The organism is Mannheimia granulomatis (assembly GCF_013377255.1).
Lineage (GTDB): Bacteria > Pseudomonadota > Gammaproteobacteria > Enterobacterales > Pasteurellaceae > Mannheimia > Mannheimia granulomatis.
Window position 1 is genome coordinate 1,467,764 of sequence record NZ_CP016614.1, and the last position, 26,277, is coordinate 1,494,040.

21 protein-coding genes are annotated in these 26,277 nt (G+C 40.0%); 8 read left to right on the forward strand and 13 right to left on the reverse strand.

The features are described 5' to 3' along the window. Positions 1-16: 16 nt before the first annotated feature. Positions 17-502 carry a YbaK/prolyl-tRNA synthetase associated domain-containing protein gene (locus A6B41_RS06815; protein WP_027074389.1) on the reverse strand — a complete coding sequence of 162 codons (486 nt, stop codon included), beginning with the start codon at positions 500-502 and terminating at the stop codon, positions 17-19. Between the two features lie 74 nt (positions 503-576). Further along, positions 577-1,110 (reverse strand): endonuclease SmrB, encoded by a 534-nt coding sequence (smrB, locus tag A6B41_RS06820; RefSeq protein ID WP_027074388.1) that lies wholly within the window; start codon positions 1,108-1,110, stop codon positions 577-579. 118 nt (positions 1,111-1,228) lie between these two features. Between smrB and prmB the strand changes: the two genes are divergently transcribed. Next, a complete protein-coding gene (gene prmB / locus A6B41_RS06825) occupies positions 1,229-2,173 on the forward strand; it encodes a 50S ribosomal protein L3 N(5)-glutamine methyltransferase (RefSeq protein ID WP_027074387.1) in 945 nt (314 codons plus the stop codon). Between the two features lie 100 nt (positions 2,174-2,273). On the opposite strand, the gene murQ is transcribed toward prmB, so the two are convergent. The 7 genes from murQ to hemW form a co-directional block, all read right to left on the reverse strand. Beyond that, entirely contained in the window at positions 2,274-3,188 is a 915-nt protein-coding gene (murQ, locus tag A6B41_RS06830; protein WP_027074386.1) for an N-acetylmuramic acid 6-phosphate etherase, read from the reverse strand. A gap of 24 nt (positions 3,189-3,212) precedes the next feature. Continuing rightward, positions 3,213-4,325: an anhydro-N-acetylmuramic acid kinase gene (locus A6B41_RS06835; RefSeq protein WP_027074385.1), complete on the reverse strand. Its 1,113-nt coding sequence runs from the start codon at positions 4,323-4,325 to the stop codon at positions 3,213-3,215. Between the two features lie 204 nt (positions 4,326-4,529). After that, a complete protein-coding gene (gene queF, locus A6B41_RS06840; protein WP_027074384.1) occupies positions 4,530-5,369 on the reverse strand; it encodes an NADPH-dependent 7-cyano-7-deazaguanine reductase QueF in 840 nt (279 codons plus the stop codon). Between the two features lie 53 nt (positions 5,370-5,422). After that, positions 5,423-5,971 (reverse strand): D-glycero-beta-D-manno-heptose 1,7-bisphosphate 7-phosphatase, encoded by a 549-nt coding sequence (gmhB, locus tag A6B41_RS06845; RefSeq protein WP_027074383.1) that lies wholly within the window; start codon positions 5,969-5,971, stop codon positions 5,423-5,425. Next, positions 5,971-6,438 carry a thioredoxin-dependent thiol peroxidase gene (bcp, locus tag A6B41_RS06850; RefSeq protein WP_027074382.1) on the reverse strand — a complete coding sequence of 156 codons (468 nt, stop codon included), beginning with the start codon at positions 6,436-6,438 and terminating at the stop codon, positions 5,971-5,973. Before bcp ends, gmhB begins: the two co-directional genes overlap by 1 nt. 91 nt (positions 6,439-6,529) lie before the next feature. Beyond that, positions 6,530-7,561 (reverse strand): virulence RhuM family protein, encoded by a 1,032-nt coding sequence (locus A6B41_RS06855; RefSeq protein WP_027074381.1) that lies wholly within the window; start codon positions 7,559-7,561, stop codon positions 6,530-6,532. A gap of 141 nt (positions 7,562-7,702) precedes the next feature. Beyond that, entirely contained in the window at positions 7,703-8,860 is a 1,158-nt protein-coding gene (hemW, locus tag A6B41_RS06860) for a radical SAM family heme chaperone HemW (protein WP_027074380.1), read from the reverse strand. A 213-nt stretch (positions 8,861-9,073) separates the two neighbouring features. Here hemW and A6B41_RS06865 point away from each other — a divergent pair, with 213 nt between their 5' ends. From A6B41_RS06865 to nhaC, 6 genes are all read left to right on the forward strand, one after another. Then, positions 9,074-10,657 (forward strand): ABC transporter substrate-binding protein, encoded by a 1,584-nt coding sequence (locus A6B41_RS06865; protein ID WP_027074379.1) that lies wholly within the window; start codon positions 9,074-9,076, stop codon positions 10,655-10,657. 227 nt (positions 10,658-10,884) lie between these two features. After that, positions 10,885-11,838: an ABC transporter permease gene (locus tag A6B41_RS06870; protein WP_027074378.1), complete on the forward strand. Its 954-nt coding sequence runs from the start codon at positions 10,885-10,887 to the stop codon at positions 11,836-11,838. 1 nt (position 11,839) lies between these two features. Then, complete coding sequence (locus tag A6B41_RS06875) at positions 11,840-13,813, forward strand: dipeptide/oligopeptide/nickel ABC transporter permease/ATP-binding protein (RefSeq protein ID WP_027074377.1); 1,974 nt, start codon at positions 11,840-11,842, stop codon at positions 13,811-13,813. A 14-nt stretch (positions 13,814-13,827) separates the two neighbouring features. Beyond that, positions 13,828-14,634, forward strand: coding sequence for an ABC transporter ATP-binding protein (locus A6B41_RS06880; protein WP_027074376.1), 807 nt, complete (start codon positions 13,828-13,830; stop codon positions 14,632-14,634). Positions 14,635-14,714: 80 nt separating this feature from the next. Next, positions 14,715-16,292 (forward strand): FAD-binding protein, encoded by a 1,578-nt coding sequence (locus A6B41_RS06885; protein WP_027074375.1) that lies wholly within the window; start codon positions 14,715-14,717, stop codon positions 16,290-16,292. A 45-nt stretch (positions 16,293-16,337) separates the two neighbouring features. Continuing rightward, the gene (nhaC, locus tag A6B41_RS06890; RefSeq protein WP_257792936.1) at positions 16,338-17,738 is read left to right on the forward strand and encodes a Na+/H+ antiporter NhaC; all 1,401 of its coding nucleotides are present in this window, start codon (positions 16,338-16,340) and stop codon (positions 17,736-17,738) included. Positions 17,739-17,792: 54 nt separating this feature from the next. Here the strand turns inward: nhaC and ispC are convergent, their stop codons facing one another. Both ispC and relA read right to left on the reverse strand, forming a co-directional pair. Further along, positions 17,793-18,983, reverse strand: coding sequence for a 1-deoxy-D-xylulose-5-phosphate reductoisomerase (gene ispC, locus A6B41_RS06895; protein WP_027074373.1), 1,191 nt, complete (start codon positions 18,981-18,983; stop codon positions 17,793-17,795). 64 nt (positions 18,984-19,047) lie between these two features. After that, the gene (relA, locus tag A6B41_RS06900) at positions 19,048-21,246 is read right to left on the reverse strand and encodes a GTP diphosphokinase (RefSeq protein ID WP_027074372.1); all 2,199 of its coding nucleotides are present in this window, start codon (positions 21,244-21,246) and stop codon (positions 19,048-19,050) included. Positions 21,247-21,506: 260 nt separating this feature from the next. Between relA and hemA the strand changes: the two genes are divergently transcribed. Then, positions 21,507-22,814, forward strand: a complete 1,308-nt coding sequence (gene hemA / locus A6B41_RS06905) for a glutamyl-tRNA reductase (protein WP_027074371.1) — start codon at positions 21,507-21,509, stop codon at positions 22,812-22,814. 64 nt (positions 22,815-22,878) lie between these two features. On the opposite strand, the gene A6B41_RS06910 is transcribed toward hemA, so the two are convergent. Further along, on the reverse strand, positions 22,879-24,111 hold the full coding sequence (locus A6B41_RS06910; protein WP_027074370.1) for an HlyD family type I secretion periplasmic adaptor subunit: 1,233 nt from the start codon (positions 24,109-24,111) through the stop codon (positions 22,879-22,881). Next, complete coding sequence (locus tag A6B41_RS06915) at positions 24,111-26,273, reverse strand: type I secretion system permease/ATPase (protein ID WP_027074369.1); 2,163 nt, start codon at positions 26,271-26,273, stop codon at positions 24,111-24,113. The genes A6B41_RS06910 and A6B41_RS06915 overlap by 1 nt, the downstream gene beginning before the upstream one ends. Positions 26,274-26,277 lie beyond the last annotated feature (4 nt).

Here is a 26,277-nt window from a genome sequence, read left to right on the forward strand (position 1 = left end):
GGTATGAGGGATTCATTTAAGATTTCGCAAATTTCACTAATGTGGGATTAACAATGCTTTTATAGTCTTCGGTACTCAAGATAATCGAACGTTCCAAAGTGCCGCCATTAAAAGCAAGCTCATCATAACGCTCCAGTAAACTAGGATCGGCAACTAACATTAAGTCTGCATGAAAACTAAAAGGCGGAATAGCGCCAAATACACAGTCTGTCAATTCTGCTACCTCTGCCGGGCTTGCCAATGAAGCTCTAAGCCCGCCAAGATGTTCAGCCACTTTGCTTAAATCTGCTTGGTAATCTGCCGGTAATATAGCAAGTACAGCTTGTTTTACACCATTACCTTTCACTTTACAAACTAACGCTTTTGCACCTTGCCCAAGTTCAGTTCCTCGAATTTTTGCCACTTCTTCCGACTTACCGGCAGAAGAATGCTCAACCACTCGGTAACGAGCTTGGTGTGAATCTAATAATGCAGATAGGGTTTGAAACGTTTTTTCTGACATCACTTATCCTTTCTCAATAAAAATAACTCCAAGCGGTCATTTTTTATGAAAATTTTACACTTTTTCTCACAAAATTACCGTCCAAACATTTTTTCCGGATTTTCCGGCTGCTCTACTAAAATAAGAATGGCGGCATCTCCGCCCCACTCTTTCGGAGCTTGGTGTAAGGCAATAATTTTCGGATGCTGCACTAACCAGCGAGGAATTTGATCTTTTAGCGTACGCGTACCAAAGCCGGTCATAATACTGGCACAATAAACTTTCTCTCTCTCACAAGCCAAAATCAAAGCAGCTAATTCTTTCTTCGCTTTTTCTCGGCTCAAACCGTGTAAATCTAAAAACAGTTCCGGTTGGAAATCACCACGGCGAAGCTGTTTAAGGATATAAGGATCTATATCTTCACGCAGATATTTGACCTTCTCATTTTCCTCTTTTAACAGTGGTTCATATTCATCAGAAAAATAAAATTCAGTATCGGCTTTTTCTTTCAGCTCTCTTAACTCATTTAATTTTTTGCGGGGCTCACTTTTCGGCACAAAGGTATCTTGTTTGATTTTTTTCGTGCCTTTTGCTGCCTCTCTAAATAAGGCAAATTCATCATCTAGCATTTTATTAGTCATAATCTTGTCCTTTTCATTCACTTTTACATTCTAACATAAAGCGAAATATGGTATAAAACAGCAATTTCACAAATCCCAAAATCTAACCAAAGATAAGGCAACAAAAATGTTTAAATACAATACCGAACTTCTTGATGAAATTTCTTCTCTACCGGTAGCTGATGATCTAGCTACTATTCAAGATATGATGCGTTGGATCTATAGCTATTTTAACGCTTCCGATCTCTATTATGGACACGGTTACGATAACGCTTGGGATGAAGCTCAACAGCTTGTGCTTGCTGCTGTTCATTTGCCTATTGATGTGCCTGAAGCACTCTACTCCTCTCGCTTAACCCAAGTAGAAAAAGAACGCATAATTAACTTAGTATTTGAACGTTTAGGATCTCGCAAACCGGTTGCTTATTTAACCAACTCTGCCTGGTTCTGTGGTGCTGAATATTATGTGGATGAGCGTGTGATTGCGCCACGTTCACCAATTGGTGAACTGATTAAAAAAGGCTTTAAAGGCATTATTAAAAATGAACCGCACCGTATTTTAGATATGTGTACCGGTAGCGGCTGTATTGCGATTGCCTGTGCAGAGCGATTTCCTGAGGCAGAGGTTGATGCAGTAGATTTATCCCTTGATGCCTTAGATGTTGCTCAAATTAATATTGAACGTCACCAAGTTTCACACCGAGTATTTCCAATTAGCTCTGATTTATTTAATGATATTCCGCAAGATAAATACGATCTCATTGTTACCAACCCACCTTATGTGGATGCTGAAGATTTAGGCGATATGCCTCAAGAATTTCACCATGAGCCGGAATTGGCATTAGGTTCCGGGGCAGATGGTTTGGATATAACCAAACGAATTCTTGCCGAAGCAGCTGATTATCTAAACGATAACGGTCTGCTTGTGTGTGAAGTAGGTAACAGTATGGTGCATTTAATCGAACAATTTCCAACTGTGCCGTTTAATTGGCTTGAATTTGAACATGGTGGATTAGGGGTGTTTAGTTTAACTAAAGAAGAGTTAATAAAACATCGACATTTATTTGCTTAATAAGCTCATTTGTAGAGATGTGCCGAGTGCATCCGCAAGCGGTCAAAATTAGATTATTTTTTGCAAATAAAATTGGGACGCACATGGTGCGTCCTTACAATCAAACGGCGAGTGCTTTTTGCAACCTTCCTTGATTTTGTGCTAATAAACTTTCGGCCTCTTGCTTATCTAAATTACCTAAAATCATCATAATTGCTAATTTAGCGTTATTTTCTGCTACTTGTAACGTAAATTCAGCCTGCTCAGGTTGGCAATCTGTAGCTTGCATCACAATACGAATTGCTCGAGCTTTCAGTTTTTCGTTAGTAGCCTGCACATCCACCATCAAATTTTGGTAGCATTTGCCGATTAAAATCATCGAAGTTGTCGTCAACATATTCAGCACTAATTTTTGTGCCGTACCCGATTTCATTCGGCTGGAACCTGTCAGCACTTCTGCTCCTACAACAGTATCGATTGCAATATCAGCCATTTGCGCCATTACAGAATCAGGGTTACTGGCGATCGAAACGGTAGTCGCCCCAAGACTATTGGCATACTCTATCGCCCCAAGGACATAAGGCGTTCGCCCACTTGCTGCAATACCGACTAATACATCTTTTTCACAAAAATTGACCGCTTGTAAATCTATTTTCCCCTGCTCACGGTTATCTTCTGCCCCTTCAACCGGGAAGCGTAAAGCTCTCTCGCCACCGGCAATTAACCCCACCACCATTTCAGGTTTTACGCCATAAGTGGGCGGACATTCTGAAGCATCTAACACACCTAGGCGACCGCTTGTCCCTGCCCCGATATAAATCAATCGCCCATCTTGCTGAAATGCTGCTACAATTTTTTCTACTGCCAAGGCAATTTGCGGTAAACATTTTTCCACTGCAAGCGGCACTTGCTTATCTTCATTATTGATAACCTGCAGAATCTCTAATGCTGAAAGCTCATCAATTTTCATTGAATTCGGGTTACGCTGCTCGGTAATCATCTGCCCTAGGGCGTTCAGTAAATTTTTTTCGCTCATTTTAGCTTTTACTCTCTTTTGCATTTATTCGGCAGGATAAATCACGCCTAAGCTAACCGCCTGTTTTGCCCCTGTCACGCTTGGCATATTACTAGGCAAATTGTGTATACGTTGATAAGCAAGCCAAGCAAATGCAGCTGCTTCTACATAATCAATATCTAAGTCGTAGTCATTTGTTATTGTCACGTTCCAGTTTGGTAGTAAGGCGGATAAACGTGCCATTAATAACGGGTTTCTCGCTCCGCCCCCACAGACTAACAGCAAGCAAGGCAGTGTATTTTCTAATCGAACTAATTCATTAGCAATGCTTTGTGCGGTAAATTCAGCTAAGGTGCGTTGCACATCTTCGGGCTTACAAGCGGTAAAATTTTGTAATTTTTTTGCAAGCCAGCTTAAATTAAACAGCTCTCGCCCGGTGCTTTTCGGCGGTGCTTTGGCAAAAAACGGCTCATTTAGTAATTCCGCAAGCAGAGCTTCATCCACCTCGCCACTCATCGCCCATTCACCGTTTTTATCGTACCTTTTGCCTTGATGTTTTTCTATCCAACTATCCATCAGCGTATTACCTGCCCCCACATCATAACCAATGGTGGGTTGATGAGGGTTTAACACCGAAATATTGCTGATGCCCCCAATGTTCAGCACCACCGTTAAACGGTTTGAGGAACCGAAAATTGCTTGGTGAAATGCCGGCACAAGTGGTGCCCCTTGCCCACCAAACGCCATATCTTTTCGGCGAAAATCGGCAATAGTAGTAATGCCCGTTTGAGCGGCAACTAGATTCATATTGCCAATTTGGGTAGTAAATGGGTAATCAGAATTTGGCGAATGCCAGACTGTTTGCCCATGGCAGCCAATGGCAGTAATATCTTCTGCTTTAAGTTGATTTTTTGCTAAAAAAGCATTAATGCTTTCGGCATAAAGCAAGCCCAAACGGTGGTCAATTTCACCGAATTTTTGCAACGTGGTTTCGCCTCTTTTCAGCAACGCAGAAATATCTGAACGTAAATCTTCCGGCATTGGGATGAAATCACAAGCGGCCATTTTGGGGGGATTTTTTGCAAAATCCATTAAGGCAATATCCACGCCATCAAGGCTGGTGCCGGACATTACGCCGATGTAATAGTCTTTCATCATTCTCTAATTGTTGCTCCCTTGTCCCGTCTGAGCTGCCTGAGCGACTTTGAATTTGTAGAAAAAATTTAGTGTCTGAGCTTGCAAAGCAAGCGAGTTTTAAATTTTTTCGTCAAGCAAATTCAAACAAAGCGAAGAAAGCAGCGAAGTTCGGGTCGCCTTTCTTTGGTTACTTTCTTTGGCGAAGCAAAGAAAGTAACAAATGATTTACTGCCTTGCCATTCGTAAATTTTCCGGCACACTTTCAAAATTGGAACGAAACGGATTAATATCCAAACCACCCCGTCTTGTGTAGCGTGCGTAAACAGTCAGTTTTTCCGGTTTGGCGAACTGCATTAAATCACAGAAAATCCGCTCCACACACTGCTCGTGGAATTCATTGTGCTCACGGAAAGAAACCAGATAGCGCAATAGTTTTTCACGATCTAATTTTTTACCTTGGTAGCAAATTTGTACGCTGCCCCAGTCAGGTTGAGAAGTAATTAAGCAGTTTGATTTCAGCAAATGGCTGACTAACGTTTCTTCCACCGCTTCACCGCTTGCCACATTTTCCAAATAATCGGTAGAAAAGGCATAGCTATCAATTTGAATATCCTGCTCGTCAATGCATTCGCCTTCAAAATCTACAATCGGCTGCTGAGTGTAGTGGCCTAATTTGTAAATTTTTACTGAAACTTGACCGCTTGCACAATGAGCAAGATCAGCTTGGATAGTCTTTTCTACAGCTTCTATTGAATCAAATTTTGATTGATTAAAACTATTTAAGTAGAGCTTAAAGCTTTTCGATTCAATTAAGTTTTCACTTTGGAAATCAATCGCTACATCAGCAATCGCCACCTGTGGTAAACCGTTTCGGTTCAACCAAGAAAGTTCGTAGCAAGTCCAAATATCAGCACCTTGATTAAAGGGCTGAGTTTCAGTAATACCTAAACCGTCACGATTGAGTTTGCGAGGGACTGTTTGTAGTAAAGTTGGATCATATTCGCTTTTATATTCTGTTTTTTGCCCTAGTTTTAAGGCATCAAGAGATTTGTCGTTGTAGTTCATTTATTTCCTTACTCCTCCTTTTGTGGGAGGATTAATTTATCTCACAATAAAAATTACTTAATATATCTGATTATATCTACCAAACTGTCTAGCACTAAATCCGCTTTGGCTTCACCTTCTGGGGTTATTGCTTTACCGGTACGTACTAACACTTTTGTTTTCACGCCTGCGTTTTCAGCAGCAAGCATATCTTCTAATTTATCGCCTACCATATAAGATTGTGCAGGCTCAATGTTTAAATCTTTGATCGCCTGCAAAAACATGCCTGCTTTTGGCTTGCGGCAATCACAATCTTCTCGGTATTCACCTTTGCCCTCAGGGTGATGCGGGCAGTAATAGATGCCGTCTAGCACCACGCCGTAATCTTCATCCAGCGACCAGTCCATCCATTCGGTTAATTGCATAAATTGATCTTCGCTAAAATAGCCACGTGCAATCCCTGATTGGTTAGTGACCAGCACCAGCAAATAGCCTTTATCTTGCAGCTGTTTGAGCGTTTTGCCGACACCTTCGATAAATTGAAAATCATCAATTTTATGCACATAGCCGTGATCGATATTCAGTGTGCCGTCACGGTCTAAAAAAATCGCTTTTTTACCCATTATTGACCTCGCACATAATCTACGATCATTTGGTGATGCTCGCCGGTTTTGAATTTATCGAAAACTTGCTCAATCACGCCTTGCTCATTGACTAAAAAGCTAATGCGGTGAATACCATCATAAGTTTTACCTAAGAATTTTTTCTCACCCCACACGCCAAAGGCTTCAGCAATTTTGTGTTCAGGATCAGATAATAAAGTAAAATTCAGTTCCTTTTTCTCAACAAATTGAGCCAATTTTTTCGGTAAATCCGGGCTAATACCAAGCACCACTACATTCAATTCATCTAGCTCTGATTTACTATCACGCAAGCCGCACGCTTGTGTGGTGCAGCCGGGTGTAAGAGCTTTCGGGTAGAAATAAACCAACACTTTTTTGCCTCGAAATTGGTTTAAGGAAATGCTATTTTCGTTTTGATCGAGCAATGTAAATTCAGGAGCTTTATCGCCTGTTTGTAATCTGTTCATTTGTAAAAAATTCCTAAAAAAAGACCGCTTGCATTATACACGGCAAGCGGTCAGACTTGGCAAAAAATTTGCACCTTATAGCCGTTTTCTCTTATAACTTCGGGCAATACTGATTTTCAGTGAGTAAGGCTTCCTTTAATACTTTGTCAAAATCACTTTCAAACAGTCTATCTTGCACTATCCGATATTTTTCAAATTCACTTTCAGCGTGTAATTTGGCTGACTCAAGACTGATTTTTCCTTTATTTGCCAAAAGTGGCAAATCATCAGCATTCAAGAAAATATCCAATCGTTTCGCCCAATCTTCCATTGTCATTGGAATTTTACGTCTCGCTCGTCTTTCGGCTAAATCTAAAAAGGCATTCACAATCAGTCCTAATTCTTTGAGCTCTTCCGCAGTTAAATAATTTTTTGCAACCGCCACATCACTTTTTAAGATCTTGCCATCGGGTGATTTTGCCCAATTAGTCAGCCCCATATTCGGTTTTTCACTATCTGCTCGTTCATAAATCAATTCAGCGGCAGTATGTTGGTGAATCGCAAAATGTAATTTATTTTGTACTGTTGCAAAAAATTGCTTAGTCGTTGGTGTATCTTTGTTGTAATCCACAGCAGTGGCGTAAATATCAGTAATTTTTTGGTAAAAACGCCGCTCTGATAAACGAATTTCCCTAATCTCAGCCAGTAACTGTTCAAAATAGTCTTCGTTTAGAAAAGTACCGTTTTCCATTCTTTGGCGATCAATCACATAACCTTTTTGAGCAAAATCCCGCAGAATTTTCGTTGCCCATTGGCGAAATTGAGTTGCCCGAATAGAGTTCACTCGATAGCCGACTGAAATCACCGCATCAAGATTGTAATGTTTGGTCTTGTAGTTTTTGCCATCTGCGGCAGTTACCGAGAAATCCTCGGTAACTGAATTAACATCAAGCTCACCACTATTAAAAATATTTTTCAAATGTAGAGAAACATTGTCAGTTGAACAGTCAAAAAGCTGTGCAATCAACTTTTGCGTGAGCCAAATTTCATTATTTTCATAGCGAACGGTGATATTTTCTTCGCTATTTTGTTGAGTAAAAATCAAAAATTCAGCGGTGCTATTGCGGATTTGTTTGCTGGTCATAAACTCTCCTTATTCGTGAGAGGTATCCTACTGAATACTGTTTTTTTGTCTAGTAAAAAATCAGATTTTTTCGAGCGAGATCACAAAAAATCGCTTGTCATTTTCATGACAAGCGGTTGAATTTTGCTATTTTCTTGCAAACTATTCCAAAAAACCTTCCAATAGTTCATTTAAAAACAGTTTTCCGTGTTGAGTAATTTGCCAATGGGTTGGGGTTTCAGAAATATAGTTTTGGCTTAGCGCCCATTCCATTGTTGGACGAACGACTTCTCGGTCTAATCCCGTAAACCATTCAAACTCTTGCTTGGGCGTAGCTTCAAGTAAGCGGAAGCGGTTCATAAAAAACTCAAAGGGGCGATCCTCGAGCTCAACCAAATCTTGGCTGTAGCGGTATTCCCCCCGCATATATCCCTTGGGGTGCTTAGTTTTGGAAAAACGGTAAATTTCACCATTAGGGTAGCTGATTTTACCATGTGCACCACAACCAATAGCGAGGTAATCGCCAAATCGCCAATAATTTAAATTGTGTCGGCATTGAAAGCCTTTTTTCGCATAGGCTGAAGTTTCATATTGCTCATAGCCGGCAGCGGTTAAAAGTTGATGCCCTTGCTCGAAAATATCCCACAATTGGTCATCATCGGGCAAAGTCGGCTTGCGGTAGTAGAACATCGTGTTTGGCTCAATAGTAAGTTGATACCACGATAAATGCGGAGGATTGAGCGAAATGCCGGTTTCTAAATCCGCCAAGGCTTGCTTAACCGATTGATTCGGCAAACCGTGCATTAAATCAATATTGAAACTTTGTAAGCCTGATTTTGCAGAATTTTGAGCAAAAATAACCGCTTGTTTTGCCTCGTTCGCATCGTGAATTCGCCCTAATTTAAGTAATTTTTCCTGCTCGAAACTTTGAATCCCCATTGAAATACGAGTCACTCCACCGTGAGCGTAACCTAAAAAACGTTCGGCTTCAGCAGTACCGGGGTTGGCTTCTAATGTAATTTCAATATTGGGTTCGAAAGCAATGCGTTTTTCTACTTCATTTAATAGGTGGCTAATTCCCTCAGCAGAAAAAAGACTTGGTGTGCCGCCGCCAATAAAAATAGAATGTAGTTTGCGATCGCCAATAGCTGCCTGGTAAGCGGTCAAATCTTGCGATAAATCTGCAAGTAGATGCTGAATATATTCCTGTTCGGGAATCAATCCTTTTTGGGCATGAGAATTAAAATCGCAATAAGGGCATTTTTGCACACACCAAGGAATATGGATATAAAGGCTTAAAGGGGGTAGAATTAGTGTCACTGTGAATATTTCGTTATATTTCTATATGGTGCTAAATAATAGCGAAAAGCAGGCTAGGTGGAAAGTAAAGATTTTTCGTGAACTAGATCACAAATTCAAACATTGCCGCTTTACCACTTCACAGTTAATGATATGATAAATTTGATTCAAAATAATCGTGAGTTTTGACAAATTCACTTCAATAAAATGATACGACCTCAAAGGAGCGTTACTATGACAAAACATTTTGAACACAACGAATCTCGTCGTGGTTTTATGAAATTAATGGCTGGTGTTGGCGCCGGTATGGCATTTAGTGGGACTTTAGGTACTTTTACCTCTAAAGCGGTTGCCGCACCCAGTGCCGGCTCAGCTATTGAAGCGGGAATCGCTTATCCTATCTCAACCGGATTCGACCCTCTTACCTCAAGTGGTGCTTCATCAATGGCGGCAAACCTCCATATTTTTGAAGGCCTCGTGGACTTGCACCCAGCCACTCGTAAGCCATATTTAGCATTAGCTGCGGCAGAACCTGAAAAAGTAGATGATGTTACTTATCGTATCACATTACGCGACGGAGCAAAATTCCATAACGGTAACCCGGTAACTACAGAAGACGTAGTTTACTCATTTGAGCGAGTATTAGATCCGGCAAAAGCATCACTTTTCGCACAGTTCATTCCATTTATTGATACGGTGAAAAAAGTTGATGAAAAAGTCGTTGAATTCAAATTGAAATATCCATTTGCGTTATTCAAAGAGCGTTTAACTATCGTTAAAATCGTACCAAAAGCATTAGTGGAAGCAGGCCAAGCTGCATTTGACGCAAGCCCGGTTGGTACCGGTCCATATAAATTTGTTTCTGCGACTAAAGATGACCGTATCGTGTTTGAAGCATTCGCAGACTACAATGGTCAATATCCGGCTCAAGTAGAAAAAATGACTTGGTTCTTATTATCTGATGATGCAGCGCGTGTAACCGCACAAGAATCAGGTCGTGTACAAGCAATTGAATCTGTACCTTACTTAGATGCAGAGCGTTTAAAACGTAAAGGTAAAGTGGAGTCAGTACAATCATTTGGCTTATTATTCTTAATGTTTAACTGTGAAAAAGCACCGTTTAACAATCCGAAAGTTCGCCAAGCATTACACTATGGTTTAGACACACAAAAATTAATCGATGTGGTATTCTTAGGCAATGCAAAAGCAGCCAGTTCTTATGTTCAAGATACTCACCCGGATTACGTAAAAGCAACATCGCAATATGATTTTGATAAAGCAAAAGCAGAAGCGTTATTAGCCGAAGCTGGTGTAAAAGAGTTGAAGTTTGAATTATTAGCAACAGACCACTCTTGGGTAAAAGAGTGTGCGCCATTAATTCTTGAGTCTTGGAACGCATTAAAAGGCGTTAAAGTATCACTTAAACACTTACAATCAGGTGCATTATATGGCACTCATGTAGATAAAGGTGCCTATGAAGTAGTTGTTGCCCCGGGTGACCCATCTGTATTCGGTAATGACTTAGACTTATTATTAAGCTGGTGGTATCGTGGTGATGTATGGCCGAAACGCCGCTTCCGTTGGTCTGAAACAGCTGAATATGCAGAAGTTCAAAAACTACTTGATGAAGCTGCAAAAAATCCTGCGGCATCTAAAGAGGCTTGGACAAAAGCGATTAATATCATTGCTGAACAAGTTCCACTTTATCCGATTATTCACCGTAAATTACCAACTGCTTGGAATGACAAAGTATTAACCGGTTTCCAACCGTTACCAACAACAGGTATGTCATTCATTGGTGTTGGTCTGGCTAAATAATCGTAAAGACTAATAAAGCAAGCGAAAGCAAGCGGTAAAATTCTCTCAAAATTTTACCGCTTGCATAAAACTTAAAAGATGTAATTTTAAGCTATATTGCTTATATCACTCAAAATTCTTATCACCTCTGTCTATATTTTCATTTATAATCCTACATGCTGATTATTTTATTGTGTAGGTAAACTTAGAATTATTTTTGGAGTGTAACTACACTCAAGGAGAAGAAAATGGAAATTATACTCCGATTATTATGGCGTCGCCTTATGGCTCTGCCGGTAATGATCTTAGGCGTAACTGCCCTTGTATTTATCGTTCTACAATTTACCCCCGGTGATCCGGCAACGGTCGCACTTGGTGAAAGCGCTAGCGAAGCAGCAAAAGAAATTTACCGTGAGCAACACGGGTTAAACGATCCTCTCATTGTTCAATATCTTCGCTTTTTAGGTAATCTATTCGTACTTGATTTCGGGATGACAACACCACCGGAACAGCCTATTGTGGATATGATTGCCAAAGCATTCCCACTTACATTACAGTTGACTTTTATCGGTGTATTTTTAGCTGCTATTGTCTCTTTCACTTTAGGTGTAACTGCTGCACTTTACCGTGATACTTGGGTAGACCAACTCATCCGTTTAATTTCTGTCGCTGCGGTTGCAACACCTTCTTTCTGGTTGGGTATTTTATTAATCCAATACTTCTCTCTTAAGTTAGACTGGTTACCTTCAGGCGGCTTTGTGCCGTTTAGTGAAGATCCGAAAGGCTATGTAAACTCAATGATTCTCCCATCACTTGCCCTTGCTGTACCGGTATGTGCCTCATTAATTCGTGTTGTGCGTACAACAATGGTAGAAGAAATGGATAAAGACTATGTACGTACTGCAATCGGTAATGGCGTGCCTTACCCAACTGTTATCCGCCATAACGTATTACGTAATGCATTAATTACTCCTGTTACCGTATTAGGTTTACGTGTAGGATACTTATTAGGTGGTGCGGTGGTTATTGAACAAATCTTCGACTTACCGGGCATGGGTAAATTAATTTTTAATGGTATTGTTAACCACGACTTAAACCTTGTGCAAGGTGTGGTTTTAACCATTGCATTTACTTTCGTGTTGGTGAATATCATTGTTGATATTCTCTACTTGCTCATTAATCCAAAAATTCGGAGTTTATAATATGTTTCGCCAAGGATTAGCTGCTCGACTTGCTTCAGGCGGTGCAAGATTTAGAGCATTATCAACAAGTTCAAAAATCGCCCTATTCTTTATTGTATTTGTCGCATTAGTTGCCGTATTTGCCCCTTGGGTTGCAACTTACGACCCGCTACAAACAATTCGCCCTGTGCAAGCTCCAAGCAGCGAATATTTATTCGGTACAGACCGCTTAGGACGTGATATTTTCTCGCGTATGGTATGGGGTGCAAGAACATCACTATTTATCGGTTTAGGCGCGGTAGGCGTTGCCATTATCTTTGGTAGTATCTTAGGTGCAACCGCGGCAACCGCAGACAAATTCGGTAACGAAGTGATTATGCGATTTATGGATATCTTAATGGCATTTCCGGGTATCGCATTAGCGGCTGTATTACTTGCTACCTTTGGTAACTCTGTCCCTGTAATTATCGTAACCATTGCGATAGTTTATACGCCACAGCTCGCTCGTGTTGTACGTGCAAACGTGGTGGCTCAGTGGGAAGAAGATTATGTGCGTGCAGAGCGTGTAATCGGTGGTAGCCGTACTTATATTCTTTTAAAACACGTAGTACGTAATACCGCAGCCCCTGTATTGGTATTCGCAACAGTAATGGTTGCCGATGCAATTGTATTTGAGGCTTCACTTTCATTCTTAGGTGCCGGTGTACAACCTCCGTTCCCATCTTGGGGTAATATCTTATCTGAAGGTCGTAACTTAGTATTAAGTGGTTTCTGGTGGGCAACAACCTTTGCCGGTATTATGATTTTATTAACTGTATTGGCATTAAACATTCTTGCTGAAGGTTTAACTGATGCATTAGTGAATCCAAAACTTAAACGTTCTACCCAAAGCAAAGAAGATGTAGCTAAACCGTTAGCAACAGATGTTCAAGAAGCAATGTCTGAAACACTTGCGTTAAAACGTTACTTACTCAAATTAAATGAAAAAGAAACAACGCGTACTGACCGTATGCAATTAAACCCGAATGCAAAACCAATTCTACAAGTGAAAAACTTATCCATTCGCTTCCCAAATCGTTACGGTGAAACTCCGCTTGTAGATAACATCAGCTTTACCGTTCATGAAGGTGAAACAATGGGATTAGTAGGTGAATCAGGTTGTGGTAAATCTATTACAGCATTCTCTATTATGGGATTATTACCGAAAACGGCAAAAATTACCGGTGAAATTCTGTTCACCGACCGTTCAGGCAAACAACATAACTTATTGGAATCTGCAGATTTGAATGCTCTACGTGGTCATGAAATCTCAATGATTTACCAAGATGCGTTGAGTGCGTTAAACCCATCAATGCGTATTAAAGACCAAATGGCACAATTAATTAGCCGTGGTGGTAAACAATCTGCCGAGACTTTATTAAAATGGGTGAAATTAGATCCTGAAAAAACGCTTAACCGCTATCCACATGAGCTTTCCGGGGGGCAACGTCAACGTGTGTTAATTGCAATGGCATTAGCCCGTGAGCCGAAACTGTTAATTGCCGATGAGCCGACAACAGCATTAGACGTAACTGTTCAAGCCGAAGTGATTAAACTATTAAATGAATTACGTGAAAAGCTTGGTTTTGCAATGGTATTCGTAAGCCACGACTTAGCGTTAGTGGCACAAATTGCACACCACATTACGGTAATGTATGCAGGTCAAGTGATTGAAACCGCTCCAACAACTCCATTGTTGGCAAACCCGACTCACGAATATACCCGTGGCCTATTAGGCTCTGTGCTTTCAACCGAACTTCGTGCTGAACGCTTATATCAAATTCCGGGCAGTGTACCTTCACCGTTCGATTTTGCCAAAGGTGACCGTTTTGCAAGCCGTTCATTAAGACCGGATGCAAACCCTGAGCAACGGTTGAAACTTGTACCGACAGGTGATCATCCACAACACTTCTGGGCATCACACTTAGAAGATAAACAAGCCGCTAAAGAAGTATAGAGGAGGGCAATACTATGAGTATGAAATTCGTCAAAGAACAACCGATTATTGAACTATCCAATATTGTTGTCCAATTTGCCTCCCGTGATGGTACATTATTTAACCCGAAAAAATTCACCGCGGTTAATGATGTCAGCCTTGCTATCCACGCAGGTGAAACAGTTGGCTTAGTAGGTCAATCTGGCTGTGGCAAATCAACCCTTGCGAATGTGATTATCGGCTTGCAAAAGCCGACTTCCGGCACAGTAAAATTCAACGGTTTGGAAATGAAATATGGTAGTGCACAAGCACGTAAATATTTCGGCAGCCAAGTGTCTGTAATTTTCCAAGACCCGGCAACAGCACTGAATCCTCGTATGAGAGTGTTGGATATTTTAAAAGATCCAATGGATATTCATAATATTTTACAACCGCAAGAGCGTGAAAAACGCGTTTACGACTTACTTTCTCGTGTAGGTTTACCACGCTCAGCTGCACTGGTTGAGCCAACCCGTTTATCGGGCGGTCAAAAACAACGGGTTGCAATTGCTCGTGCATTAGCATTAAATCCAAAACTGATTGTAGCTGATGAACCAACCTCAGCCCTTGATGTATCAGTTCGTGCACAGGTACTTAACCTGTTAGCCGATTTGAAAAAAGAGCTAAATCTTGCGATGGTATTTATTTCACATGACTTACAAACTGTTCACCAAGTTTCCGACCGAATCGTGGTAATGAATGGCGGACAAATTGTGGAAATGGGAAATGCGGTAGATGTATTTGAAAATCCGACGAAAGAATACACTCGCACCTTAATTGAGGCGGCGCCTTCTCTACTCTAATTCAGCTTTAGGTTGAGCTTTGATTATACAAGCGGTAAAATTTCAACAGAATTTTACCGCTTGTTTTTTAGAAATCGAATATGATTAAAATTACTCAAACTATAGAAACCGATTTACTCATTGTAGGATCCGGCATTGCCGGGCTTTCAGCGGCTGTTGAGGCAAAAAACAAGGGCCTCAATGCGCTGCTTATCAGCAAATCGACCATTGGCTCAGGAGCGAGCTATTTTCCGCTTAAAGCAACCCTTGGGATTCAAGTAACAGGTGATGAAAGCGATCACGCCCATTTTCGAGAAGATATTGAGCGTATCGGTCAAGGCAAAATTAATCCTAATGTGGTGCAAGCCTATATTGAAGATTCTCCTCAAGCAATTGAATTATTAAATCGAATTGGTTTCAAGCCTTGGAAACGTAACGACAATCGCCCGGCTTGCTTTGCTAAATATCCAAGACCGATTTATCTGATTAAAGATTGGCGAGAGTCTGCAATTCGTGCCAAACAAATTTTAGAAGAGCAGCAAATTCCTTTTTATGAAAATGCTACCCTGTTACATATTGTCAGCGAGAATAATCAAGTAGAAGGTGCGGTGTTCTCGCTTAATACAAGCGGTCAAATTTCGTATATTTTTTGCAAAACCCCCTATATTATTTTGGCAGCTGGCGGCATTGCAGGGTTGTATAAAGATAATCTTTACCCTGTAGATGTCATTGGCTCTTTGCACTCCATCGCTCAAAAAGCCGGGGCAAAATTGGTCAATTTACCCTTTATCCAATTTATTCCTGCCTTTGTTGAACCTAAATATAAAGTTTTATTTGGTGAACATACCCTAAAATATGTGAACGAAATTACCGACTCTCATGGCAATAATCTGTTTCCACATTTAAGCACAGAACAATTTGCTAAAATGATGCTTGAAAGAAGCCACTATGCCCCATTTAGCCTTGACTTTGACTGTGTGGAATTTGATTTAGTCATGATGAAACATTTATTAGAAAATCCGTCTGAAAAAGGAGTTTATCTTAAATACAGCCCTAAACTCTATGAAGATAAAGAAGAATTTTATACAGTCTATCTAAGCTGGCTGAAAAATGAGGTAGGAATTGATTTAGTCAAAAATAAAATTGCAATTAAGCCTTTTGCTCACAGCTGTAATGGTGGAATTCAGATTGATGAATGGGGGGAAAGCCATGTTCAAGGTTTATTTGCTATTGGTGAAATTGCTCATTGTATCGAAGGGGCAAATCGTATGGGGGGTAATTCAGTAGGCGGTGGTTTGGTGTTTGCCAAACGTTCAATCGCTAAAATTAAACATTCGCTTGCAACTCATTTGCAAAAAAATCACAAAATATTACCGCTTGCAGAGGTAGAAAATTCATTAAATCAGCTTACACCGCCTAATGCACAGCTAACACTTACCTCCAGTGAAGTGCTTTCAACTATTCGCGAAAAAATGGCATTATATGCAAATATTTATCGTACCGTTGAAAATCTCACCCTATTATTAAATGAATTAGCGCAATTGGAACAAAGATTCGACCCGATTTATCACGCACAATTTCAAGGAATTGAAATTTACAACGCATTAAAAACCGCTCAGTTAGTAGTTAATCAAATGTTGAATGAGAAGAGTTTAGGCGCACACTACTTAGTTAAGTAAAATTAGTCTATAATGCAAACCTTGTTTTAGGCATCAAAAATTAAAATTACCTTAGGAGTACAAATGAATAGCTACCTGCTTAAGCTAAAACCGAGTACCGCAGTGTTATTGTCTATTATCACTGTTTTTATTTTAGGGGTAACCATGATCAAACTAGGTTGGGTTCCTCAAATTTCTATTTTATTGGTTGTCATTACCTTATTACTTTTCGGCTTAGTCAATAAAATTCCTTTTAAAGATATGCAAGAAGGTATGGCTAAAGGCTTAATGTCGGGCATTGGCGCTATTTATTTATTCTTTTTCATCGGGTTATTAGTTTCTGCATTAATGATGTCCGGCGCAATTCCAACTTTAATGTATTACGGCTTAACCAGTATTTCACCTGAATTTTTCTATATCTCAGCTTTTGCATTAAGCTCTATTACAGGTGTTGCATTAGGGAGTAGTTTAACTACAACAGCTACTATCGGCGTTGCCTTTATTGGAATGGGTTCAGCTTTCGGAGCTGATCCTGCAATTGTTGCCGGTGCCGTAGTATCAGGGGCATTCTTTGGCGATAAAATGTCACCACTTTCAGATACCACAGCTATCGCAGCTTCAACGGTAAGTATTGATATGTTTGCGCATATCCGCAACATGATGTACACCACTATTCCTGCATGGATCTTAACTGCTATTTTCCTTTGGTTATTGACCGAACCTGCTGATGTATACGATTTCGCTAATATTGAAAACTTAAAAACGAATTTACAAGCCACTGGGTTAATTCATGGTTATTCATTACTACCTTTCGCCACCTTAATTTTAATGGCGATAAAACGTGTAAATTCAATCTATATTATCGTTACTACTGTTGTATTATCACTTATTATTACTTACACACATAGCTCTCCTAGCCTAGAACAACTCGGTTCTTACTTTTTCACAGGATACAAACCTGCAGAAAACTTAAACTTAGGTGAAGTTGCCTCACTCATTTCTCGTGGTGGCATTAGCAGCATGTTCTTTACCATCAGTATTGTGGTATTAGCACTAAGTTTAGGTGGATTATTGCAAGCTCTTGGCGTATTACCGGCTTTACTCGAAGGTATCAAAGGTTTCTTAACCAGTACAGGGCGAGTTACGCTTGTAGTAGCAAGCACTGCGGTGGGAATTAATGTCTTAATCGGAGAACAATATTTGAGCCTATTATTATCAGGCAATACTTTCCGCTCCACTTACGAACGTTTAGGCTTAGAGCCGAAAAACCTCTCACGTACTTTAGAAGATGCAGGTACAGTAATCAACCCTCTGGTGCCATGGAGCGTTTGTGGTGTATTTATCAGTAGCGTACTCAATGTCTCTGTAATTGATTATTTGCCTTATGCTTTCTTCTGCTATCTCTGCTTAATCCTAACCCTTATCTTTGGATTTACCGGTGTAACTATCAGCAAAAAAGCAAACTAACTCATAAAAAAATGCCTACAGATTTGTAGGCATTTTTTATCTCTGCGTTTAAAATTATAGCTGCATCACCGCTTGTTTAGCCAATTCTCTTGCCAACTTATCAATATGTAGCACATCGGCAATTTCTTTAACTTGAATTGGTGCGATATTTTCAACTACAGTCCGGTTTATGTTCACAATATCAATAAAACGAATTTGTTCATGTAAAAATGCCTCAACCGCAATTTCATTTGCCGCATTCATTGCAGTTGTTGCATACTGCCCTTCGGCAAAGGCTTGAATAGCTAATTTTAAGTTCGGATAACGAGAAAAATCCGGTTCAATAAAAGTCAATTCTTTTAACTTAAAGAAATCTAATGGCGCCACACCAGCATCAATACGATTTGGATATGCCATTGTGTGAGCAATTGGAGTACACATATCCGGATTTCCCATTTGAGCAATCACTGAACCATCAATATAACGTACCATCGAGTGAATAATAGATTGTGGATGGATAATAATTTCCATCTCATCGGCACTAGCATTGAACAACCAACGAGCTTCGATATATTCTAAGCCTTTGTTCATCATCGTTGCCGAATCTACCGAAATCTTTTTACCCATAGACCAATTTGGATGAGCCACCGCTTGAGCCGGGGTAATGTTCTCAAACTCAGTCAATGGCTTGGTTCTAAACGGCCCACCCGAACCGGTTAAGATAATTTTGCTCACCCCCAATTCAGATAACGGACAAAAACCAACTTTCTGTTGTGCTTCTGGTGGTAAGGCTTGGAAAATTGCATTATGTTCGCTATCGACAGGCAGTAATTTTGCGCCGGACCGACTGGCCTCATCAATAAAAAGCTGACCACAAGTTACCAGCGATTCTTTATTTGCCAATAAAACCTTTTTACCCGCTTTAACAGCTGAAAGCGTCGGCAATAAACCGGCTGCGCCTACAATTGCCGCCATCACCATATCCACCTGTGGATGCGCAGAAAGATCACAAATCGCTTGTTGTCCGGCTAATACTTCTGTTTTTAGCTTTAATTTCGATAGCTCGCTTTTAAGTGCTAAAGCAGCATCTTCATCATCTAATGCTGCAAACTGAGGTTGATATTGTTGACATTGTTCCGCCATCAACGCTACATTTCGTCCCCCTACTAAAGCAAAAACCTCATATTTTTCTTTATTTTTGTCTACAACCGATAAGGTACTTTTCCCAATAGATCCGGTTGAGCCTAAAATCACTAATTTTTCCATTATTGTTCTCTTTTTAATCCGACAAGCGGTCGTTTTTTATCAAATTTTTACAAATTCCACGTGCTTAACTGGATAGACGTTTTGCCTCAATCACATCATCTAATTGGGCTACTCTGGCTAATAATTTATTTAAAATTTCTACATTATTGAGCTGAATTTCCATATCAATGGTAGCAATGCTACGTTTGACATCAGTACGGCTGGATACCCCAAGCACATTGACTTTCTCATTTGCCATGATTGCACTTACATCTCGTAATAAACCGTTACGGTCATTAGCAATTACGCGAATAGTCAAACTTAGTCCCGAAGCATAGCCTTCTCCCCAATCGGCTTCAACAACCCGCTCAGGGTTAATACTGAGCAACTCATATAGTTGTTCACAATCGGCTCGATGAATGGAGATTCCTCGCCCTTGAGTAATATAACCGACTATTTCATCGCCCGGAATCGGCTGACAACAGCGGGCAATGGAGTGCATTAAATTCCCTACACCTTCAACAATCACATAGCCTTTGCTTTGCTTTGGTTGATTACTGTTTTTGTTTACCTGCTTTAACACCGCTTCATCTTCTTGCTCAGCAGTTGGTTTGATTAATTTAGATTGCAGGTAGTGCATCAGTTGATTTAAGCGAATATCGCCACCACCAATGCCAGCATATAGATCATCAAACTGTTTGAGGTTGTAACGAGGTAAAGCGTATTCTTCAATCTGTTTAAGGGTAAAGCCATATTTCGCCATCTCTGCTTCAAGCGCTTCTTTACCAATTGGAATATGCTTTTCTCTATCTAATTTTTTAAACCAAGCGATGATTTTCGAGCGAGCCTTGCCTGTATTTACAAACCCCGCATTTGGATTGAGCCAATCTCGGCTTGGATTTGGTTGTTTTTGAGTGATGATCTCAACTTGATCACCCATTTGTAAATGGTAAGTAAAGGGTACAATTCGCCCGGCTACTTTTGCCCCAATACAACGATGTCCGATTTCACTATGAATCGCATAAGCAAAATCAAGTGGTGTGGCTTTTTGTGGTAAATCAATTACCTCACCTCTTGGCGTAAAGACATAAACACGATCATCAAATATTTGTGAACGCATTTCTGCCACCATATCACCGGAATCGGCAAGATCATTTTGCCATTCAAGTAATTTACGTAACCAAACAATTTTTTCCTCATAACCCGAACGCCCTGCTGTCGCCCCTTCTTTATACTTCCAGTGAGCAGCGACACCAAGCTCTGCATCATCGTGCATTTGTTGAGTACGAATTTGGACTTCAATCGCTTTATCTCCCTCACCTAACACAACAGTATGCAGAGATTGATAGCCGTTCGGTTTCGGGTTTGCGATATAATCATCAAAATGTTCCGGCAGATGTTGGTATTTGGTATGAATAATACCCAAAGCGGTATAACAATCTTCCAAGGTAGGAACAATGACGCGGACCGCACGAATATCAAATAACTGATTGAACTTCAAACTCTTTTTCTGCATTTTTTTCCAAATGCTGTAAATATGCTTCGGACGGCCGTAAATCTGCACGCTCTCAATTTCAGGCGATAAACAAGCGGTCAAATCTGCCACAAAATTTGCAATATAGCGTTCACGATCTAATCTGCGTTCAGCTAAATCAAATTTGGCAATTTGGGTATAAGAGACAGGGTGAAGAATACGGAAGCAATAATCTTCCAGCTCCCATTTAAGCTGACCAATGCCTAAACGGTTAGCAAGGGGGGCATAAACATGTGAACACTCTTTAGCAGCTAGAACCGTATCTTCTTCCGAGTGGTGGCGACCTTCACGCAAATAGGCGATCCGCTCGGCTAATTTGATAACCACACAGCGGAAATCATCAACCATTGCAAGCAACATTCGACGAATATTATCAATTTGCAGATCCGAGACATTGTTAGCACTTAATTGGCGAATATTCTCCATTTCGAGAACACCTTTCACCAAATTCTTAATTTGATTGCTAAAATCGTCTTTTAATTGAACCAAATCAATAATATTGTGCTTAACGAGAGGAAATAGTAAGGCTGCAACGAGGCTGTCATCATCCATATTCAGTCCGTGTAGCACCTCCACCATTTCGATGCCATACCACATCAAACTATAATCGGTATCCAGCTTTTCTTGAGCATACAACCAAGCCTGTTGAATTTTTTCAAAGGTAACCGGCGACATATTCAAGCTCTCACTCCAACTCGCCAATTCAAAATTATTCGGGTCAAGTTGGTGGGAATAACGAATTGCAACCATTCAGCCTCCTTGTAAAATTTCACGAAAAAATAACCGCTTGTAACAGCTCGGAATGAAGGCTAATTATACGTGGAATTTCAAAAAAAATTTACCCTTTTATGAAAATTTAATGCCAACCTTGAAATCACATTACTCATTAAGAGGTAATAACATTGTGATAAATCAAACCTATTGGCACAATCATTTGCACAGAGTTACGCTCTTGATTACAATATTGGCGTTTTTATTTTTAAATCGAATATTTACGCTTGTGAGTAGTAATGACAATTTTAGCCTTAGGTATTAATCATAAAACCGCCTCTGTCGGATTGAGGGAAAAAGTCGCGTTTGTAGATAACAAACGTGAGCTGGCTCTTGAGCAAATCCAACAAAACGGCTTAGCTGATAGTGTTGTTATTCTTTCAACTTGCAATCGTACCGAACTCTATTTTCATCAACCAAATATTTCGCCTCAAGAAAACAGCCTTGAAAATATTCAATGGCGTGAACAATGCTTACGATGGTTTGCGCATATCCATCAGCTAAATGAAGCCGAACTGCAGGAATGTCTATATTTCAAGCAGAACCTAGAAGCGGCTAACCATCTTATGAAAGTAGCAAGTGGTTTAGATTCGCTGATTTTAGGTGAACCGCAAATTCTCGGGCAAGTTAAGCAAGCTTATCAATATAGCGAAAATTTCTATCAACAACATCAGCGGACTATTTCTACTAAACTTTCCCGCTTATTCCAACGGACTTTTGCCACTGCAAAACGAGTGCGTTCTGAAACAGAAATCGGTAGTCAAGCAGTATCGGTTGCTTATGCTGCTTGTGGCTTGGCTCGCCAAATTTTTGATAATTTCAGTAAATTGCGTTTCTTGCTTGTTGGAGCCGGTGAAACCATTGAACTGGTCGCTCGCTATTTAATCCAACACGGTGCCCAAAATATTATGGTAGCTAACCGTACTCATATTCGAGCAGAAATGTTGGCGGAAAAATTAAATTCACCCTTGCAAATTATCTCCCTCAGTGCATTACAATTGGGCTTAAACCAGGCAGACGTAGTCATTAGCTCTACCGGCAGTCCTGATACCTTAATTACCCAAGAGATGGTAAGTATTGCCCAAAAACAGCGTCAATTTGACCCATTGCTACTCATTGATATTGCCGTACCACGTGATATTGATGAGAAAGCCGGAGAGTTAGACGGTGTCTATGCTTACAGCGTAGATGATTTGCAAAATATTATTCAGCGTAATATGGCCCAGCGAGAGGAAGCCGCTAAACAAGCAGCAGAGATTGTTAAAGAAGAGAGCAAAGCTTTTTTTGAATGGCTTAAACAGCAACAATCGAGCGATTTAATCAAACGCTACCGCCAAGATGCAGAACAAATCCGTCAAGAATTGCTGGAAAAAGCACTGCAAGCAATAAGCCAAGGACAGGATAGCGAAAAAGTACTACATGAGTTAAGTTATAAACTGACTAACCAACTTTTACATGCTCCCACTCAGGCCTTACAAGCGATGGCAAAAAATGGGAACTCCACTGGCTTGCAAAGTTTCTCAAAAGCCCTAAGATTTGAAAATTGATAAATAAAAAAATACCTTTAAATAGGCAACTATTAAAGGTATTTATTTTTAATCGTTTTTTAAGTTATCTTTCCTGTAAAGCCTGCTTCATTCTGGTGATCGGCTTAATTAAATATTGGAAAATTGTTTTTTCACCGGTTTTGATATCCACAGTTGCCGTCATTCCGGGAGAAATATCTAATTTATTCCCTGCTTTATCAGTAATATAGCTGCCTGAAGTTTCTACTAAAACACGATAATAAGATTGCTCGGCATTTAATTTTAACTCACTTGGTCGTCTTTCATCTTGTAAGGTATCAGGACTAATTAAAATAACTTTCCCTTCTAATCCTCCATAAATTGAGTAATCGTAGGCACTTACTTTAATCAAAGCATCTTGTCCTGTGCGAATAAAAGCGACATCTTTAGGGCTAATATAGGCCTGAACAATCAACTTATCATCAAGCGGTACAATTTCTAGAATATCTTGCCCTGCTTGAACTACTCCACCAACAGTATTGATTCTAATATTTTTCACCACACCACGTAACGGGGCTTTAATTTGCGATCTTTCTACAGGATCTGCCCGCATAACCATATTTTCACGCGCCTGTGCCAATTCTGATTCCGATTGAACTAATTCATTACTTGCATCTGCAGCATATTTATTTTTTCGTTCGGTGATCTGCTGGGCAATATCCGAAGATTGGCGTTGCATTCTTAAGAGTTCAACTTCTGACATTACTCCTTTTTTCACCATAGGTTGCACGATAGCAATCTCTTTATCTAATAACGCCTTGCTTTTAGATAAGCCGGCAATACTATCCTGCATTGCTCTGCGGCGAGCATTATAAGCGGCAAGCTCTCTTTCCTTCACTTCTTTGGCAATATCATCCGGAAATTTCAAGGCAATTCCATAAGCCTCTGCTTGTAAACGGCTAACTATCGCCTCTAAGTTTTGTACTTTCGCTTCACTTTCGCGCAAAATTGCAGAACTACGGGTATCGTCTAAGGTAAGTAAGATTTGATCTTTTTCAACAATATCTCCTTCTTTTACCTTCATTTCTCTGATAATACCCGGATCTAAACTCTGCACAATTTGCTCTCGGCTACTTGGAATCACGCTTCCCTGACCACGGGTAACCTCTTCAAGCGGACTCAAATAAGCCCAAATGACAAATACTGCCAAAAAAATGGAAAAAAGAATAATGACCGCAAAAGATTTATGATGTTTTTCTACCTGCAATGCCGCATTTAAATCGTTAATCAGAGATAAATCCGACTTTTTCACTTTTTCAATTGAATGATTGTTACTCATTATACTTCCTTAGGTTCTGTAGTAGCAGGTTCCTGTTTTTTAGCTTGTGGCTGTTTTTGTAAACGGGCTAAGATTTCATCTCTCGGGCCATCCATAACAATTTTGCCATTATCCATCACAATAATTCGATTAACCAACTTCAATACCTGAGGACGATGAGTCACCACCACCAAGGTTCTATTAGCCAACCAATGTGTCAATGCATTTAACACCATCTCTTCTGAAGATTGATCTAAATCACTGGTAGGTTCATCTAACAAAACAACTTTTGGATCTTTAATTGTCATACGAGCTAACGCTATTAACTGTTTCTGCCCGCCGGATAAACCCATGCCATTCTCTCCTAACGGCATATCCAGTCCTTTAGGGTGTTTTTGTATTAGAGGTAATAATCCAAAACGTTGTAAAGCCGAAATCAATACTCTATCGTCAGATAAATTATCCATTCGAGCCATCTCAAGATTCTCACGTAAAGTACCTAAAAATAATCTCTCAGATTGTCCTAATAAAGCTACTTTACTACGCAAATAATTTGGATCGAGTTGGCGAATATCCACATCATCTAAACTCACACCGCCTTTTATCGGCTCATATAAACCTGAGGCCAGCTTAAGCAAAGTACTTTTTCCACTGCCGATTTTGCCTAAAATCGCCACTTTTTCACCCGCTTGTATGGTTAAATTTAGCTCGCTGACAACATCCGCAACCTCTTTATTGTATTGAAAAGAGACATTTTGGAATCCGATTTTACCAAATACTTGTTTAAGCGTGATATATTGACGGGCAACATCACGTTCAATCGGGCGTTCAATAATCGCATCAATACCTTTTAATGCCAATTTTGCCTGCTGAAAACGAATAGCCAATGAAGCAATTTGCCCAACTGGTGATAACGCACGCCCGGAAAGTAACACTGATGCAATAATTGCACCAATTGTAATACGATTAGCCTCTGATTCAGCATGTACCATATAGGCACCTAAGACCACTAAACAAACCGTATTAAGTTGCTGGATTTTCGTAGCAAAGCTCGTGACAAAGTTACTTAAATCCTTAACCTTAATCTGGGAAGCGGAAACTTTTGCCGTATAATTATCCCAACGCTGCTGAGCCCAATTTACTGCGTTGTTTGACTTAAGTGTTTCAATACCATCAAGTGCTTCAACAATCAAACCTTGACGCTGAGAAGATTCACGCATAGATTCATTTAGAAAGGCTGATAGTTTAGGTTGTACCGCAAAGCCGACTACTAAAACCAGCACAATCATTACCATTGGTACAAACGCCAAGATGCCGCCCACCAAATAAATCACAAAAATGAACAAAAATAGGAAAGGTAAATCCACCAATGCCAATAAGCTCGCACTGGTCATAAATTCGCGAACCGATTCAAATTCACGTAAATTATTGGCATAAGAGCCAGACGAAACCGGCTTATCAATTAACCGCAACGCCATTATTCGCCTAAATAGCGCCGAACTAATAATCAGATCCGCTTTCTTTCCTGCTACATCAGTTAAATGACCTCGAATTATTCTTGCGATAAACTCAAAGAAAATAGCGATTACTACCCCGATACTCAGCGCCCATAATGTTTCGTAAGTTTGATTTGGAATAACACGATCGTAAACATTCATTACATACAATGAACTAACCAAAGCCAAAAAATTAATAATAAAACTGGCAAGGATAACTTGATAATAATAGCTTTTAAAACGCCAAATCACTTTCCAAAACCATGACTTAGGCATATGGTATTCAGGCAGTTCCGAACGCACATCAGATACCATTTTAGGCTTAATAAACCAGCAGTAGCCCAAATAATTTTCCTCCAATGTACGATGTTCTAAAATTTGCTCCCCATCACCAGATTGTCGAATGGTGTAACGTCGATCTAACCCTTTCCCTTCAATTTTAGTGATAACAACCGCTTCTTCATTTTTTAAAATAGCCACAACAGGTACAGAAAGGCTGGGAATCTCTTGTAATGGACGAGCTGAAATCGAATTTTCAAACCCGTAACTACGTAAAACTTCAACCACCGAATAAAAATTCACTTTATTAGAAGCACCCCTTACTACTTGAGCAGCCAATGCTTCTTGAGCAATCGGGTTACCATATATTTGGGTTACTAATGAAATATGTTCAATTACTGATTTCATTCTT